The sequence below is a fragment of the Sporosarcina sp. UB5 genome, assembly GCF_050859005.1.
Lineage (GTDB): Bacteria > Bacillota > Bacilli > Bacillales_A > Planococcaceae > Sporosarcina.
This window is the reverse complement of the sequence record NZ_CP125984.1, coordinates 618,313-634,181: the sequence shown is the minus strand read 5'-3', so window position 1 is coordinate 634,181 and position 15,869 is coordinate 618,313. Positions and strand designations below refer to the sequence as shown.

Annotated in this window: 15 protein-coding genes; 6 read left to right on the top strand and 9 right to left on the bottom strand. The window is 41.6% G+C overall.

Annotation, left to right across the window (positions count from 1 at the left end; genetic code table 11):
* Nucleotides 1-26: 26 nt before the first annotated feature.
* Complete coding sequence (locus QM454_RS03320; protein WP_432361568.1) at nt 27-563, top strand: DUF5412 family protein; 537 nt, start codon at nt 27-29, stop codon at nt 561-563.
* A gap of 105 nt (nt 564-668) precedes the next feature.
* Nucleotides 669-1,562: an AraC family transcriptional regulator gene (locus QM454_RS03315; RefSeq protein ID WP_432361565.1), complete on the top strand. Its 894-nt coding sequence runs from the start codon at nt 669-671 to the stop codon at nt 1,560-1,562.
* A 5-nt stretch (nt 1,563-1,567) separates the two neighbouring features.
* Here the strand turns inward: QM454_RS03315 and QM454_RS03310 are convergent, their stop codons facing one another.
* Nucleotides 1,568-2,800 (bottom strand): MFS transporter, encoded by a 1,233-nt coding sequence (locus tag QM454_RS03310; protein WP_432361562.1) that lies wholly within the window; start codon nt 2,798-2,800, stop codon nt 1,568-1,570.
* A gap of 217 nt (nt 2,801-3,017) precedes the next feature.
* Here QM454_RS03310 and rlmD point away from each other — a divergent pair, with 217 nt between their 5' ends.
* Both rlmD and QM454_RS03300 read left to right on the top strand, forming a co-directional pair.
* Nucleotides 3,018-4,385, top strand: coding sequence for a 23S rRNA (uracil(1939)-C(5))-methyltransferase RlmD (gene rlmD / locus QM454_RS03305; protein ID WP_432363839.1), 1,368 nt, complete (start codon nt 3,018-3,020; stop codon nt 4,383-4,385).
* Nucleotides 4,386-4,570: 185 nt separating this feature from the next.
* Nucleotides 4,571-4,945, top strand: coding sequence for a hypothetical protein (locus QM454_RS03300; protein ID WP_432361559.1), 375 nt, complete (start codon nt 4,571-4,573; stop codon nt 4,943-4,945).
* A gap of 122 nt (nt 4,946-5,067) precedes the next feature.
* Here QM454_RS03300 and QM454_RS03295 read toward each other — a convergent pair whose 3' ends face one another.
* The 3 genes from QM454_RS03295 to QM454_RS03285 form a co-directional block, all read right to left on the bottom strand.
* On the bottom strand, nt 5,068-5,787 hold the full coding sequence (locus QM454_RS03295) for a VCBS repeat-containing protein (protein ID WP_432361557.1): 720 nt from the start codon (nt 5,785-5,787) through the stop codon (nt 5,068-5,070).
* Nucleotides 5,788-6,173: 386 nt separating this feature from the next.
* Complete coding sequence (locus QM454_RS03290; RefSeq protein WP_432361554.1) at nt 6,174-7,775, bottom strand: ABC transporter permease; 1,602 nt, start codon at nt 7,773-7,775, stop codon at nt 6,174-6,176.
* Nucleotides 7,775-8,689, bottom strand: a complete 915-nt coding sequence (locus QM454_RS03285; RefSeq protein WP_432361551.1) for an ABC transporter ATP-binding protein — start codon at nt 8,687-8,689, stop codon at nt 7,775-7,777. The genes QM454_RS03290 and QM454_RS03285 overlap by 1 nt, the downstream gene beginning before the upstream one ends.
* Nucleotides 8,690-9,033: 344 nt before the next feature.
* Between QM454_RS03285 and QM454_RS03280 the strand changes: the two genes are divergently transcribed.
* Nucleotides 9,034-10,443 carry a SulP family inorganic anion transporter gene (locus tag QM454_RS03280; protein WP_432361548.1) on the top strand — a complete coding sequence of 470 codons (1,410 nt, stop codon included), beginning with the start codon at nt 9,034-9,036 and terminating at the stop codon, nt 10,441-10,443.
* A gap of 206 nt (nt 10,444-10,649) precedes the next feature.
* Here the strand turns inward: QM454_RS03280 and QM454_RS03275 are convergent, their stop codons facing one another.
* Entirely contained in the window at nt 10,650-11,105 is a 456-nt protein-coding gene (locus QM454_RS03275; protein WP_432361546.1) for a CoxG family protein, read from the bottom strand.
* 16 nt (nt 11,106-11,121) lie between these two features.
* Entirely contained in the window at nt 11,122-12,798 is a 1,677-nt protein-coding gene (locus tag QM454_RS03270) for an FAD-binding protein (protein ID WP_432361544.1), read from the bottom strand.
* 231 nt (nt 12,799-13,029) lie between these two features.
* Here QM454_RS03270 and QM454_RS03265 point away from each other — a divergent pair, with 231 nt between their 5' ends.
* A complete protein-coding gene (locus QM454_RS03265; protein ID WP_432361541.1) occupies nt 13,030-13,623 on the top strand; it encodes a TetR/AcrR family transcriptional regulator in 594 nt (197 codons plus the stop codon).
* Nucleotides 13,624-13,690: 67 nt separating this feature from the next.
* On the opposite strand, the gene QM454_RS03260 is transcribed toward QM454_RS03265, so the two are convergent.
* From QM454_RS03260 to QM454_RS03250, 3 genes are all read right to left on the bottom strand, one after another.
* Nucleotides 13,691-14,032: a hypothetical protein gene (locus tag QM454_RS03260; protein WP_432361538.1), complete on the bottom strand. Its 342-nt coding sequence runs from the start codon at nt 14,030-14,032 to the stop codon at nt 13,691-13,693.
* A 584-nt stretch (nt 14,033-14,616) separates the two neighbouring features.
* Nucleotides 14,617-15,138, bottom strand: coding sequence for a hypothetical protein (locus QM454_RS03255; RefSeq protein WP_432361535.1), 522 nt, complete (start codon nt 15,136-15,138; stop codon nt 14,617-14,619).
* Between the two features lie 263 nt (nt 15,139-15,401).
* Nucleotides 15,402-15,854, bottom strand: coding sequence for a DUF6584 family protein (locus QM454_RS03250; RefSeq protein WP_432363837.1), 453 nt, complete (start codon nt 15,852-15,854; stop codon nt 15,402-15,404).
* Nucleotides 15,855-15,869: the final 15 nt, after the last annotated feature.

The following is a 15,869-nucleotide window of genomic DNA, read 5'->3' as shown; positions in this document are numbered from 1 at the left end:
TTATCGGGGGGATTACCATATTAATTTTGCTTGGTATTTTAATTTCTTTTATTACAGTAATACTATTTTTGATTTTATTTGTAAGGATGATGATTTCATTTATTAGAAAGAAACCTTTTCCTAAAAAGTTATTGCTTGCAATGTTAACTGGAATTGTATTGGTATCCTCAATCTATATATACGAGGTGTATTTTTTTACCTTTGATGAAATTGATAAAAAATACATTCAAAATGGACCTGGACCTGTTTTATCTCCCACTGAGAAATATACGGCGAATGCTTATTACGAACCATATGGTGGTGCTGCAGGTGGGGTCAATGTGTGGGTAGAAGTAACAAAGCATCATGAAAATGATAAGAAGAAAATTATCTATTACAGTGATGCAAACGACAATTTTCTTTTGGATTGGGTAGATGAAAAAACGTTGTTCATAACAAACGCAGGACCTTATAAGAGTAACAGTATTAAATTAAATGTGGAACAAGAAATTTATCATGATAGAGGATTAGCGTGTCGGAGTTGGTTCATGAAAGATGAGTATGAAACTTGTTATCAAAAATAGTGTTTTATTGATAAACTCATATTTTAACAATCAATGCGGTTTATCACCATCAACCGAACCCGTTAATAATAAAGGCAGGCGTTTTCAATTCAACAAATACAGTTATTGCAAAAGGTCATCGACACGATCGAAGACCGTATAAATGAAGAAATCAAACCTGAGGAATTGGCGAAAATGACCGGGTATTCGCCTTTCCATTTTTACAGGATCTTTCATCAGCATATCGGCTATACCGTTATGGATTATGTCGTGAAAAGGAAGCTGCAGTACGCGTTATTCGAGTTGGTAAACGGGAAAAAAGTGATTGAAATTGCGCTTGAATATGGATTTGAAACCCATTCCGGCTTTACGAAAGCGTTTAAACGAGTTTTTGGAAGTCCTCCGAGCTTATATCGACTGCATTGTCCGAGTTCATTGCCACCTAAATTGGATTTGATGAACCTTCACCAAAAAGAAGTTGGCGGCATCGTTATGCAACCGAAAATTGTGCGGAAGGAAGGCTTTACGATTGCCGGAAAAACCTATAAAAGCGCGATGGACAATGTGTTTTACACAAGGGATGCCCCTGCTTTCTGGGATCAGCGCATTGCGCCCGAAGAGGCAATCGAAAAGATGTTGTATGAAAAGCTATCCCCGAAAAAGCATGGTGAGTATTGCGTAAATCTGAATGACAGGGAAATGAATCGCACATTCACGTATTTATTTGCAGTTGATTGTGATGATGTAGATGCCCAACTTCCGGAAGGGCTGACGAAGCTGTATATAAAACCGGCGACGTATGCAGTGTTCAACATTCCCTCTGTAGATGTGGAGCAATTTGTCGCGGCAATCAAAGGAACGTGGAAATTTATAGTGGAGGATTGGCTGCCACATTCTTCTTACGAAGTCGATGAGCAGGGGTATGATTTTGAGTATTACGATGAACGTTGTCATCACTGGCTTTATGAAAAAATCACAATGGAAATTTACGTGCCAATTAAAGAAAAAGACAAAGTGTGAATGGATCACACTTTGTCTCGTTTCAAGACGACTGTAAATAAAAACAAAACTGGCATAATGAAGCAAGCACTTGCAATGATGGCAGTTTTCACTGCGAATCGTGATGCGAGTACTCCAATAATCGGCCCACCGCCAATTTGGCCGATCGCATCGACTTGGCCTTTCACCGAAAAGAAAGTTGCCCGTGTCGAGGAGTCAGGGATGATTTTATTCAGCCAAATATCCTCTAATGGATACATCACTTGCCTCGTCACTTCGATTACGACGTAAAACACTAGCAAACTGACGACGAATGCAGAGAATGCGAAGCCGATGAGTGAAGCGACAATAAGCGAACTGCCTATAAATAGGGCAACGTAAATTTGTCGCAAATTCGAATGGAGCGAACTTCGGTTCATAAAGTGAAGCACTGTGAAGGACAGGATGACGACAATGAATTGTATTCCACCCATGAACAGGACTAGCTTTTCATTTGTCATTGCAGCTAAAGCGGATACGTCAATGAAATGTGTCATCCATAAACGGTCGAAGCCTTCGCTGTACAATCCGATAAACAACGCGATGAGGAGCAGCATTCTCATGACGAAACTCGCTTTGGAATAAACAACGATTTTTTGCATATTCCCTTTCATGCTTTTCCACGTAGAATCTCTTTCACCTGCCCGTAACGGTTTGAAATTTTTCTCTTCCATGAAAATTAGTAAGTAAACGGCGAGCCCAAGCATGCAAATGCCGCCGATGACGATTGGTAAGTTAATCATAAAATAACCTGTCAGGATGCTGAGAGGAATTGCGATGAATTGTCCTAACTTCCCAACCTTTGCTCCTCTAATAAATGCGAGGGACGCCCGCTCTTCACCGATTTCATCTGCAATCCACGCCTGCTGAGCACCGCTCGTAAACGTATACCCGATGCCCCATGCAATTTGTGAGAAGATGACAGCTGCAAATAGAGGGAATATCCCTTCCATCATAAATCCGAATCCGATTAAGATATAGCCAATGATGAGCGATAGCTTTCGACTTTTCACGTCCGCTAGAATACCAGTCGGAATTTCAAATAGGAAGACGGTTAGCTCCAAAACAGTCCCGACTAAAACGAGCTGGAGTGGATCGAGCTTCACGACTTGCACGTGGTATAACAAATTTACCGTGAAGATATACGTGAAAAACAGTTGCGATAAAAAGCATGTGAACAAGTAAACTGCATATGGATCTTTTCTATTGAATGTACTCATAATTTTCCCCCTCCACATAATTATAGGAAAAGGGCTTTCATTAAACTTGTCCTAAATTGCGGTTTTTCGTGAAAATGAACATTCATTTTCTTTCCACTCAAATTCCATTATAATAGTACAGTTGAAGAAACCGGTTAGCCCTTTAATGGCAGCCGTGTAATAGATGAATGAAATTTGAAAGGGGAATCATTAATTGACTGTTACTACAGGAGAGAAAATGGTTGTGGAAATTGATCATTTGGACGGAAAAGGAAATGGGCAAGCAGTCGTTTGGCGTGAGAATGAACTTGGCAACCTAAAAAAGTTGAAACTCGTCATTCCGCAAACGTTGCCAGGAGAGACCGTACAAGTTACTGTCGATGATCCGACGATGCGATGGAGGAAGGTACAGCCAGAAGAAATTTTGGCCGCGAACCCGGACCGTATGGAAGCACCTTGCCCGCATTTCGAACTTTGTGGCGGCTGTGTGTGGCAACATTGGAGTTACGAAGGCCAATTGAAGCATAAGACGGATTATGTGAAGAAGGCATTGGAAAGTGTCGGGATGAATCCGAATCTCGTCCAGGACACGATTGGCACGGACGACCCTTGGCATTACCGTAATAAAATGGAATTCACGTTTTCGCCTGAAGGAGAACTTGGACTGCATGAGCAAGGGAATTTCCGTAACATCATTCCGCTTGAAACTTGCTTGATCGCAGGCCGGAATATGGTCGACGCGACGATGGAAGTGCGTGAATGGGCCAAGGCGTTCGGTCTTACAGGCTACAATAAAGATTCGAAGGAAGGGCTTCTCCGACATTTGATGGTTCGTGAGTCATTTGCAACCGGCGAAGTGATGCTTGCGTTGTTTGCGACGGAAGCGCCTGCCGGTGAATTAGCGGCTGCAGCGGAAGATTTGATTGAGCGGATCACGAAGAACTATCCGAGTGTGAAAAGCTTAATGTGGCTCGTGAATACGGATATAGCAGACCGCACGCAAGCAGAAGAAACATTCGTGTTGGCGGGCCGCGATTTTATTTATGATGAAATGGCGGGGTATCGCTACCGACTATGGTTTGATACGTTTTTCCAGACGAACCCTGTCCAAGCGCAGAAGCTTGTGGATCTTGCGCTCGAGATGGGCAATCCGCAGGAAGACGAAAAAATGATCGACCTATTTTGTGGTGTCGGAACGTTTTCATTGCCGTTTGCTGCGCGCGTGAAGGAATTGGCAGGTATCGAGATTGTCGAGACATCGATTGAATCCGCAAAACGAAATGCGATTGACAATGATTTGCATAATACGACATTCCTCGCTCGCGATGCGCGCCGAGGAATCGATGAAGTGCATGAAAGCTGGGGCTTGGCGGACATGTTATTAATCGACCCGCCACGTTGCGGTGCTGGCGGCAAAGTAATGCGCCGTATTGGCCGCGCCCAACCAAAACGGATTGTCTACGTATCGTGCAACCCGGACACATTCGCAACGGATACAGCAGAATTGCTGCAATTCGGCTACACACTCCAAGAAGTGCAACCGGTCGACCTCTTCCCACACACCGTCCACGTGGAACTCGTCGCGTTGTTGACGTTGGATGAATAAATAAGGAAGGAACCGTCCTGAAAGGTGGAAGATACCTATCAGGGACGGTTCTTTTTTGTAATAAAGAAGCGGCGGGGCGTCTAAATTGTCGTTCCCATAATGTATTGTAATTATGTTAATATGATAGTAACAAACAACAACGGGCACCCAAGAGGGAATAGAAAATGACAGGGGGGATTGTATCGATGGAAAAGATTGTAGAAATGTTACAAGCTATGCAAAAAGAGCAAAAAGAGTTCCGAAGTGAAATGAATCATCGTCTAGGTTCGATGGATGAGCGTATAGGCAACATGGACACTCGAATCGGCGCTATGGATGAACGCATAGGCATAATGGACACTCGAATCGGCGCTATAGATGAACGCATAGGCATAATGGACACTCGTATTGGCACTATGGATGAACGCTTAGAAAATATTGAAAAACTCGTTATCCAAAATGGAGACAAGCTAGACACCAATCGAGATCACGTTAACAAGAAAATAAACTTCATTGAGCATCGAAGCCTAGAGCTGGAACAACGCATTTTTGAACTTGAAAATCGATACAAACAGCAATAAAGAAAAATTCATTATCGTTCTACTTCTGACAAATTCATAAATAGGAAAGAGCCCAAGCCAACAAGGTCTGGGCTCTTTCCTATTTATTACATCGTCCGTCAAAGGTGATTTCACTGCTACTTCTATGAGCCAAATATAGCTAAATACTGTTGTTGCAACGCAAAACCATTATTTTTCCATTCTAATGTATTCATTATATAACCTAAGCCATCCGCATGATATCTGCCGGATATCTTTTGATAAGCTAACAGCTCGTAGACTCCATTGGAATCAAAATCTACTGGATATAGGCCACTTAAAGGATCCACAAAACCGGTTATCGGGCTTTTCAGCTTGCCATTCCTGTCATATATTTCATTTAAATAACTTGCATCTCTCGTAGATATATCAATAATATATCTCTCGTTATTTGGTCTGCTGACAACTTCAACTTTATAATGATCTTGATAAGTGACATCGTACTGGAACTGATTATTATAAACGTCAGAATCAAAAAGTAGTTTTGCTATATTTCCGGCAAAGGATACAATGTAATAATTAATAATCCCACCACTACCGCCTGTATCAATACCGATTAATATCTCGTCAATGCCATTCCCCGTAAAATCCCCCAAGAACAGTCTCGGATTATAGCCAACATTGTTGTGAAGCGGAATAGTTGTCATGATTCCAGTTCGACCGTCCCTAACGTGAAGAGTTATATTTTGGATGAATGGACTATCCGGCGTTTTTGTGCCAGTCAGATAGATCTGATCAACCACTCTATCACCCGTTACATCTCCAGTAGCAAACGCAACAATCCTTGGATGTCCCATAGTAGTTGAAACAAGAGAATTATTCATCATGTGCCCCTTTTCATAAAGACTATAGTAATAATCTATCCTATGGGTTATTGGAATGATTGCTACTAGCCCTTTGCGGTGACTGTACAGCACACTATTCAGACAATGCACTACAATTGCATAAATGAAGAGAGCGAAAGCGGTAGGTACAGGTTTTAGTAATGTAGAGATTGGATAATTACTCATCTTTGTGAATAGTCATAATTGGTTGGTGCACAGCTGCCAGAACAATTCAGACAATACACTACAATTGCATGAAGTAAAGAAAGAAGCCAACCATATCAACATCCGGTTGGCTTCTTTGTGCATTTATATACAAGTGTTTGAATTGTCATAAATGTGTGGTGCACAGGCACTGAATTTGGCACCGAATTTAGTGCACCACATCAATTCTCAATATCACGGTTTCGAAAACCGATGAAGCCGACGATTAGTAATCCTACTGCAATACTACTTAATAAAAATAACGGCATAAATGTGGCGTCCTCAATTGGCACTTGCGGTACATGACCGAATGGAGAGAGTTGCCCGACCCAATCTGGGAAATCAATTAAGTTCCCGATGTATAGAACGAAGAATGAATAAATGACGTACACCCATATGAAATGGGTCATCCTCGGAAGAAATCCGATGAGGAACGCAGCGACACCTATCATTACAAGCATGGCCGGATAATATACGAGAGCAGCCTTGTAAACGAACCCGAAGTCAAGGCCATCCTCCATAACAGCTGTCGCAGCGGACCATAGACCGAGCGCGCTTACTGAAATCATGACAAAACCATTCAACACCGCTAAAACTGCGTATGAACCAATGAGTTGCGTTCTTGATACAGCTCTTCCTATAAAATGGTCGAGGCGGTTCTTTTTCTCCTCGCCGCAAAGTTTATTCATTGCTAGAACGGGTGGAATGGTTGCAATGAGAGAAATGACGATCATTAATGTTGGAATAAATTGCTCCACGATGGAAGCTCCTTCAGCTTGTTGCAATAATTGCTGAAACGTTTCATTTCCTACAAAAAACGATTCCAAATCACCAAAAATTGAACCATACGATGCCCCTAGCACGTACAAGCCGATTGCCCATGCAACAAACCCTGTTCGCTGAAGTCGAAATGCAAGGCCAATTGGACTTTGCAAAAAACGGGACGCATACCTTTTCCCAGGTTTAGATGCGATAAATCCTTGCTCCAAATCACGAATGCTATTTAGGAAATTTGCAACGACAAATAAGACGAATGAAACAAAGAGCATGATGACGATCGGTCCCCAATGATTGGCTGAATAAACTTCTGTTTTCGTTACCCATCCTAACGGTGATAACCATGACAATGCTTCGTTACTCACATCCGTAATTGCCCGAAAAAGGTACATGAAAATGAGTACAGCAATCGACCATCCGATCGTCCCTCGTGAACTTTCGGAAAGCTGGGCGAAAATCGCTGTCACTCCTGAGAAAACGAATCCTGTCCCGCCTAAGGCAGCCCCATACAGTAAGGACCCTTTCAAATCCATGCTTTCGATTCCGAGTGCATACAATCCAAATCCAATACAAACTGCTAACACAACGAACGCTCCGCTAGTCACTAGTAAAGTAGCATTTAAGTAGGAGAGACGTCCTGACGGCAACGAGCGGATCATCTCAATGCGACCATCTTCTTCATCTGCTCTTGTATGACGTGTAACAAGTAAAATGGCCATTATCCCAACGATGACCGCTGTAATGACTAACATTTGATGAGCCGTCATGACGCCGATCGTATAATTGTCCAAATCAGCTGTCCCTACCATTGCAATCATTGCTGGATTAGCCATCGTTTCTGCTATTACTGCTATATCCTGCTCTGTTTTATATAAATTATTAAAAGCGGGAGGTACGATGAATGTAAAGATTGCTAGGCCAATGATCCATAAAGGGATGCGTATTCGATCAAGGCGAAGGATAAACCGGGAAAGCTGCCTTGTATTCGCAAATAAATTTTGTTTCATTAACGAACACCTCCGAGCTTCCTTTCCGATTTTTCCTTTCGCTCATAATGACGTAGAAATAAATCTTCCAGGGTCGGGGGTGCACTTTCTAATTTCTCAATGCCAAATTGACTAATATGTCGAATTGTAGCATCCAACTCTTCCGTATCAACTTGAAACGTCAAACCTTGTTCCGTTTCCTCAATTTCATGAACTCCTTGCAATTCGTGTAGTGATGAAATAGGTTGCTTCGTCTCCACAAGCATATGCGTTCGAGTTAAGTGGCGGAGTTCAGTTAACGATCCAGTTTCAATTATTTTTCCTTGGCGAATGATGCCGACTCGATCACATAATTTCTCTACTTCAGAAAGGATGTGACTCGATAGAAGGACACTTTTTCCTTTGCTTTTTACGTCCATTACACATTCTTGAAAAACTCTTTCCATTAATGGATCGAGTCCAGAAGTCGGTTCATCTAAAATATATAAATCAGCGTCTGATGAAAATGCCGCGATGAGTGCAACTTTTTGTCGATTCCCCTTAGAATACGTTCTGCATTTCTTCGTAGGATCGAGATCGAATTTTCGTATCAACTCTTCTCTTCTACTCGTAGTCGTTGAGCCTCGTAACTTACTAAACAAGTCAATGACTTCACCGCCCGTTAAGTTTGGCCATAAATTGACGTCCCCCGGTACGTAAGCTAATCTCTTATGAATTTCCACCGCGTCATGCCAAGCATCTTTGCCAAATACCGAAACGTCTCCTCCAGTTGCCTTTAAAATACCGAGTATTATTCGTATCGTCGTAGACTTTCCCGATCCGTTAGGCCCAATAAATCCGAAAACCTCGCCACTACCAATATTAAAATTAACACCATCTAATGCGGTGAACTTTCCAAACGTCTTCGTCACATCCTTAACTTCCAACACACTCATGTCCCATCCCCCTTTTTAATATTGCATCGGTGCTGCACGGTTCGTAATTCAGAATTGTTTCTATTGTTTCGGCGGCTGTGCAGCACACAATTCAGATTATACACTACAATTGTATAAAATTAGTGAACATTCCGATGAAATCGACTTTTGTTCAGCTTCTATATGCATCTATATAAATAAGAATGAATTGTCATAAATGTGTGCTGCACAGGCACCGAATTTCAAAGTTTATGTAGGCGGGTAGACCGTTTCTTCTGTTATAATTGGTACTGTTTCAGCACAATCTATCCTACATCTATCGTAGGTATGCATGGTTAATTTCGACACAGAGAGGAGTACAACATATGCATACTTTAAAACAACAATGGTTCGGAAATGTTCGAGCTGATATATTAGCAGGAATCGTCGTAGGGCTTGCACTCATTCCTGAGGCGTTAGCCTTTGCGTTTATCGTAGGAGTTGATCCGCGTGTCGCGCTCTATGCGTCATTTACAATTGCCGTTATCACTTCGTTTGTCGGTGGACGTCCAGGTCTCATTTCGGCTGCAACGGGTGCGATGGCGTTAGTCCTCGTCAACTTGATGGCGGATCATGGGTTGCAGTACGTCCTTGCAGCTACTGTTTTGACTGGAATTATCCAATTGGTCCTCGGGGGACTTGGGGTTGCGAATTTAATGCGTTTCATTCCGAACTCCGTCATGCTTGGGTTTGTGAATGCGCTCGGTATTATGATATTCATTACCCAGCTGCCTTATTTACGGGGCGGTGACGTACTAACGTATGTATTTGCAATTGCTACATTGATTTTGGTCTATGCAGTGCCGCGTTTTTTCACTGCAATTCCTGCGCCACTCATCGCGATTGTCGTTATGACAGGTATCGCATTAATGAGCGGTGTGTCGTTGCAAACAATTGGTGATTTAGGGAAGATGCCAAGTACATTGCCAACGTTCTTCCTTCCAGATATTCCGCTCAACTTTGAGACGTTGAAAATTATTTTTCCATATTCATTAGCTTTGTCAATCGTTGGTTTATTGGAATCATTGCTCACGTCCCAAGTATTGGATGATATGACGGATACGCCGAGCAATAAAAATAAAGAGGCGCGTGGGCAAGGAATTGCGAACTTCATTACAGGATTTTTTGGCGGAATGGCAGGATGCGCGCTAATTGGACAATCTGTCATTAACATTAAGTCGGGTGGTCGTGGACGTTTATCCACATTTACGGCGGGTGCCTTCCTTATGTTCTTAATCATTGTCCTAGGAGACGTCGTCGTCAAAATTCCGATGCCAGTTCTTGCTGGTGTTATGATTATGGTCGCGGCAACGACATTCAACTGGGGGTCGTTCAAGTTCCTTAAGCATGCACCAAAAGCGGAATCGATTGTTATGCTAATTACCGTCGCCATTATTTTGTATACGCATAACTTGGCAATCGGTGTCGTTGTCGGTGTCATTCTAAGTTCGCTATTTTTCGTTGCTAATATTTCTCGTGTGAATGTGACCAGTGATGCTGGCATATACAAGGTGAAAGGCCCATTGTTTTTCGCGTCGACGACAAAATTCATCCAATCGTTTCGTGATGTTAAGGAAAAGGAAATTGTTATCGACTTTGAAGATAGCCAGCTGTGGGATGAGTCTTCTGTCGGAGCGATTAGTAAAGTGAAACAAAAGCTAGAGGAAGATGGGGTGATCGTAACGATTCGAGGTCTGAATTCTTCAAGTGCTCAACTATACGAAAAGTTGGTATAAGGGGAATGAAGATGGGAAGTGATGAAGTGTCTGAATTGTTTGCGCGGCTGCGCGAGACACGATTCAGATAATACACTACAATTGTATGAAAGAATTAAAGAAGCCAACCAAATCGACATTCGGTTGGCTTCTTTCTGTATTTTTATAACTATTTGTGAATTGTCATAAATGTGTGCTGCACAGGCACCATCGTTATGGCACCATCGTTATACCCTTCTCAATTCAATGCTTGTAATTTCTTCTGCGATTGCATTTGTTAAATCTTCCGTGGTTTTTGGGACGAATGATTTTAAAATTGTATTGATCATCGGTCCCATCATCCCTCTTGCACTGATGTCCAGGTTCCCGTGCATAATCGTTTCGGAATCCGAAATCGCTTCCGCTTTAAAATACCCATTGCCCGCGAAGTTTTCATTCAAACCCGTTAAATCGAAAGTAACGAGAGAAGGCTCTTTCCACTCGGTAATGTCAATTTGCAATTTCACTGTCTTTTGCATAATGCCGATATCACCTTTAAACGTCCAGGTCGACTGCTTGTCACTCAAAATTTCATGCTCGATATAGCCTGGCACGAGCGGGGCCCATCTGTTCATATCACTAACGAAATCCCACACCTTTTCAATTGGGATATCCAATTTGGCCGTATGTGTACCACTAGGCATATGACGATACCTCCTTTTATAATAAAACGTTTTCCACGTCGCTTATCCTACGCGATGGAACGTTGCCGATATGCATGCCGGCTAAATAACCGAATGTCATTGCAGGTCCGATTGTGCCACCAGCACCTGGATACGCGCCGCCGAGTATCCCCATCGCCGCGTTGCCTGCAGCATAAAGTCCGGGAATTACTTCTCCGCGTAAACTAATGACTTGGCCGTGTTCATTAATGCGCGGCCCGCCATTTGTCCCTAGTGCCCCTGCATAAACCGGCAATGCGTAAAATGGGCCTTTTTCAATCGGTCCAATCATCGCTTTACGTCCTCGGAATCCATTTGCAAAATTTTCGAAGTGCAACGTTCCTCGATTGAAGTCAGGATCTTCATGATTGACAGCATGCGTATTAAACCGTTCGACCGTCGCTTCAAGTTGATCCGCATCTACTCCAATTTTTTCGGCAAGCCCCCGAATGCTATCCGCTTGCGGAACCCAGTCTGGAGCATTTTCGCCAGGCGCCATCGTTACAATTAAGGCGCGGTCTTTTAATTGTTGATCAAAAATGAGCCACACATTCGATTCATTCGGCAATGATTGCGAGTTCTGATCATATGTGTAAAACGATTTAGGCAGATCCATGTAAGTGGCGCCTTCGTTAACGAAGCGTTTCCCGTGTTTATTGACGATAATTGAATTCGCCGCCGTGCGTGCTTGCTGGTCGATTTGATTATAAACTTTCCCTTCATATTCAATCGTCGGGTCCACGAAAGCCGGTGACCACCAAGCTTCGGTCATGTTGGCAAGTGCCGCCCCTGCCTCCATCGCCATAATTAATCCATCGCCTTCATTATAAGCTGGGGATTGCGGGTGAGTAATCGCCCCTTTTAAGAATGAACGGACAAGCTCCTTATTCCATTCAAATCCACCGGACGCAATCATGACTCCTTTACGAGCACCGATAAAATAGTCCGTCCCATCCTCTTTTTCCGCGCGCACTCCGATGACGGCACCATCATCATTCATCACAAGTTCTTTTCCGGGTGTGGAAATTAATGTCTCAATGCCACGGTCAAGCACCGCTTTGAAGAGGCTGCCAGCTAACGCTCGTCCCATTGTCGTAATGTTTTTCTCCATTCGTTCAGCAACAATAGTAAAGTCAATCTCTCCTGGATCGACAGCGCCGCCTTCCTCTAATGTCAAAGGAGGGAAGATTGGGTTGCGTCTAATTTTCTCTGCCCATTCGCCTAAATCATTCAAAGGAAACGGAAGGGGATCGAGTGAGCGGCCTTCATTTTTGCCCCCAGGCAAATCTGCATAATAATCGCCATACCCTTTAGGAACAGCAAATTTTACAGGCGTATGCTCGTACAAGTAGTCAATCATCTTCGCTCCGTTTTCAATAAATACGTCAATCAACTCCGGATCCGGTTCTTTACCGTGAGTTAGTTTTGTAATATACATTTTCGCTTCTTCATGCGAATCTTCCAAGCCAAGCTCTTTCATATAACGGTTATTCGGAATCCACGGAATTCCGCCGGAAAAAGCCGTTGTTCCACCAATCTGATCCGATTTTTCAAGGATGATAACTTCCGCCCCTTGATCATGGGCAAGAATAGCTGTCGTTAAAGCGGCGCCCCCACTGCCTAAAACGACGACATCTGTCTCCACATCCCACTTCATATCGTTCTTCGTAATCATGCACATTACCCCCTTGTTAGTATTAAAAACATTTTCATCTAAATGAAAATAAAACCGTGTAACAGAGTGATTTATGTTTCAATTTCACTTTATCGACATCGTGTTATCCCCTATAATTATAGATAACAAGAAATTTAAAACAATAAACATTGTTCAGATAAATGTTGCGTTCTAGTCATAGTGATTAGTAATGTCTAGTACGGAGCTAGTTAATCGACAGGGGGAGAAGAATTGTCTACGAAAATCGATCCAAGAGTTCAAAGGACAAGGGCAATGTTCGAGGAAGCATTACTAGGGCTAATGGAAGAAAAGGATTACAAAAAGATTACGGTAATGGAGATTTCCGAAAGGTCCACTCTCAATCGCGCAACTTTTTACTTGCATTACTACGATAAAGATGAATTACTCGAACAAATGCTGGACGAAGCGTTAGAAAATCTAAGAATTAGCGTGCAAGTGAAGGACATTGAATTCAAATATGACAGTGATAATCCGCACCCAATCTTCATTCGATTGTTTACAAAAATGATCGAACAAAACCGCTTTTACAGAATTATGCTCGTCCAAGAAAAAGTTCCGTACTTCACCGAGTCTGTCAGGGCAATTATTGAAACATTGGTGGAGAAGGCAACACAATATATGGTTGAAGATAAAATTAAGTTTAATGTTCCCGTTGACATGTCAAACGCCTATTTCGCATCAGCTTATTTGGGCGTCATCATTTGGTGGCTGAAAAACGATATGCCATACACCCCCGAGCATATGGCAAAGCAGCTGACAAGATTGTCTACGGTCGGTCCGTGGGTGGACAATCCGTATTGGTAATGGGGACAGAATAAAAAAAGATGCCGATGATCAAATGAGGAAGGGGATTTGATCATTGGCACCTTAATTATCTCGATTGCTGCAACCGTAGTACATCGGCTTTTGTCTCTAATATTTCATTCGAAAGGATTGTTACTTTGGCATCAACTTTTCCTAGTTTTTCACTAAGATTTTCCTCAACTGAATCAATTCGTTGCATCACTTCTTTATGATTCGAGTTGACAGTTGCGGACAAGGCTTTCAGTTCTTTCGTGTTTTCTTTAACAATTGATGATAACTCTTTTAGTTCTTTCGTGTTTTCATTAACAATTGACGATAACTCTTTCAGTTCATTCCGGTTCTCTTTAACGATTGACGACAATTCCGTAATCGCTTGTAAAATTAAATCTTGATTGATAGACCCGCTCATTTTTTCACCTCTTACAGTAACCATATAGTCCTCCGATTATAACATATTTCGACAGTGATTTCCCTTGTATTAGGGGAATAAGTATGAGTGTAAAAGCGTTCGTTTTTCGCTACTCATCCTGAAAAAGATGATACAACAATCGGTCCCGGTCTTCATTGGTTCTTCTGCTAAACCTAATACGTTAACTAGAGATAGAAAATCACGATTTTATTTCTTTATTAAGAAGGCACAATAGCTTTCTTTGTGCTGCTTTACTTCGAATGATTTTTCTAACACGGATTGTGCTTTGTAAATAACGTCGGACATGTTTGTTCACAAAAAACAAACGGTGATATCTTTCGTCCTCGTAAATCTTATTAAACCAATCGTACTGATTTAGCCTTTTTATATTTTGATCAATTTTTTTCGTATGTAAAGAATCACTAGCTCCAACACTGCCGAATATCCCTGCAATTAATTCAAATAAAAAACTAAGCATAGTTTACTCCTATTTACTTCTCCTTTTGAGAATTCTACCTTGATTGTGGCTAAACCTTGTTTAAGTAACCTGTACTTTAGTTAAAAAAGAGGTGTCTAAGCAAGGATTAGGAGTTAATCTCCTCTAACTTCGCTAAAAATTCAGAGTGGAAGCCTGCTTCAAATACTACACACTGAATTATTTTCAGGTCTTCAGAAAAGGCGAACAGACCTTTTAAACCGATAATAGATAGTGGGGTAAATTCAGGTCCAGGTTTCACTTCCCATGACTGGACTTCACCTATGCAAAGAAAATCATTAGAATTTCGATACTCATTTTCGGAAAAATAGCTTTCAAGGAACCCGCTTGCTGAGGCATCTATGAAGTCAGTTTGAATCATCTTTTTCCCTTTTAAAACAGTTTGTTTATAATGAAAGGGGATTTTTAATGGAACAGGTTCCGATATGATTGTAATCAACCTAGTTGAATAATCAGCGAGAATGGATATTACACCTCTAAAAAGGTTATGGTACTGCTCAATGTCCTCACACTTTATTTCGAAAATACTTATAGGTATTTCCTTTGTTTTAATACCAAAATTTACGTCTTCTTCATAGTCCTCACTTACATTTATAAATAAGATTTCCACTATTTTTCATCCCCGTTAGCAAAATGCTCATAGTAAATTTAATATCCTCAATAAGCCATATAACATGAGAAGAAGCCCTAAATAAAATAAAGCTGTTATGCCGGTAAAAGGATCTAAAACAAAATTAAAAAACTCCAACCACTTGTCCTTAACAGAATTGGCTTTCTTCATATCGCGTATGTAAATAAGCAATGAAATGACTATGCATGTTATTCCTGCAACTAAAGATAAAACCCCCACCATTAATCACGCCAATCATAAATTTAAAATATCCACTTAAAAAACGTATAGACCCCAACTGATGCAAAAAAAAATATGGAAAGTATTACTGAAAGACAACCAAAAATAATCAATTTGTATTTAGGCCCTATTGGAACATCTGGTTCTTCTACTAATTTTTCTTTTACTTTATTTTGACTAGATAGAAGTGCGGGGTCTATGGCCAGTCCTTCTAATAGCTCCATATCACCTTTATACTTTAATGCCCGCGCTATTTTATTCATGTCATGTCCCATAGAGTTTTCAAATTGCATACACGCTTTTACCATTTGGGGAGTTTTATTCTTTTCTAAATACCAGTATCGGCCAGCCATCGCAGGATATTTTAATTCAAAATAAATGTCTCCCAACTTTTTACGAAGTTCCAATTCATTCGGATAGGTTGAGATTAACCCGTGCAATCGATCCCTCGCTTTTCCCAAATCATCATTTTCAATCTACTCGTTTAAAAG

What these genes read in the sequence shown, in the direction of transcription:
- QM454_RS03260 (WP_432361538.1), bottom strand. Translation starts at nt 14,032, where the DNA reads ATGAGCGGGTCTATCAATCAAGATTTAATTTTACAAGCGATTACGGAA.
- QM454_RS03285 (WP_432361551.1), bottom strand. Translation starts at nt 8,689, where the DNA reads ATGAGTGTGTTGGAAGTTAAGGATGTGACGAAGACGTTTGGAAAGTTC.
- QM454_RS03310 (WP_432361562.1), bottom strand. Translation starts at nt 2,800, where the DNA reads ATGAGTACATTCAATAGAAAAGATCCATATGCAGTTTACTTGTTCACA.
- QM454_RS03270 (WP_432361544.1), bottom strand. Translation starts at nt 12,798, where the DNA reads ATGATTACGAAGAACGATATGAAGTGGGATGTGGAGACAGATGTCGTC.
- QM454_RS03300 (WP_432361559.1), top strand. Translation starts at nt 4,571, where the DNA reads ATGGAAAAGATTGTAGAAATGTTACAAGCTATGCAAAAAGAGCAAAAA.
- rlmD (WP_432363839.1), top strand. Translation starts at nt 3,018, where the DNA reads ATGGTTGTGGAAATTGATCATTTGGACGGAAAAGGAAATGGGCAAGCA.
- QM454_RS03280 (WP_432361548.1), top strand. Translation starts at nt 9,034, where the DNA reads ATGCATACTTTAAAACAACAATGGTTCGGAAATGTTCGAGCTGATATA.
- QM454_RS03290 (WP_432361554.1), bottom strand. Translation starts at nt 7,775, where the DNA reads ATGAAACAAAATTTATTTGCGAATACAAGGCAGCTTTCCCGGTTTATC.
- QM454_RS03295 (WP_432361557.1), bottom strand. Translation starts at nt 5,787, where the DNA reads ATGAATAATTCTCTTGTTTCAACTACTATGGGACATCCAAGGATTGTT.
- QM454_RS03275 (WP_432361546.1), bottom strand. Translation starts at nt 11,105, where the DNA reads ATGCCTAGTGGTACACATACGGCCAAATTGGATATCCCAATTGAAAAG.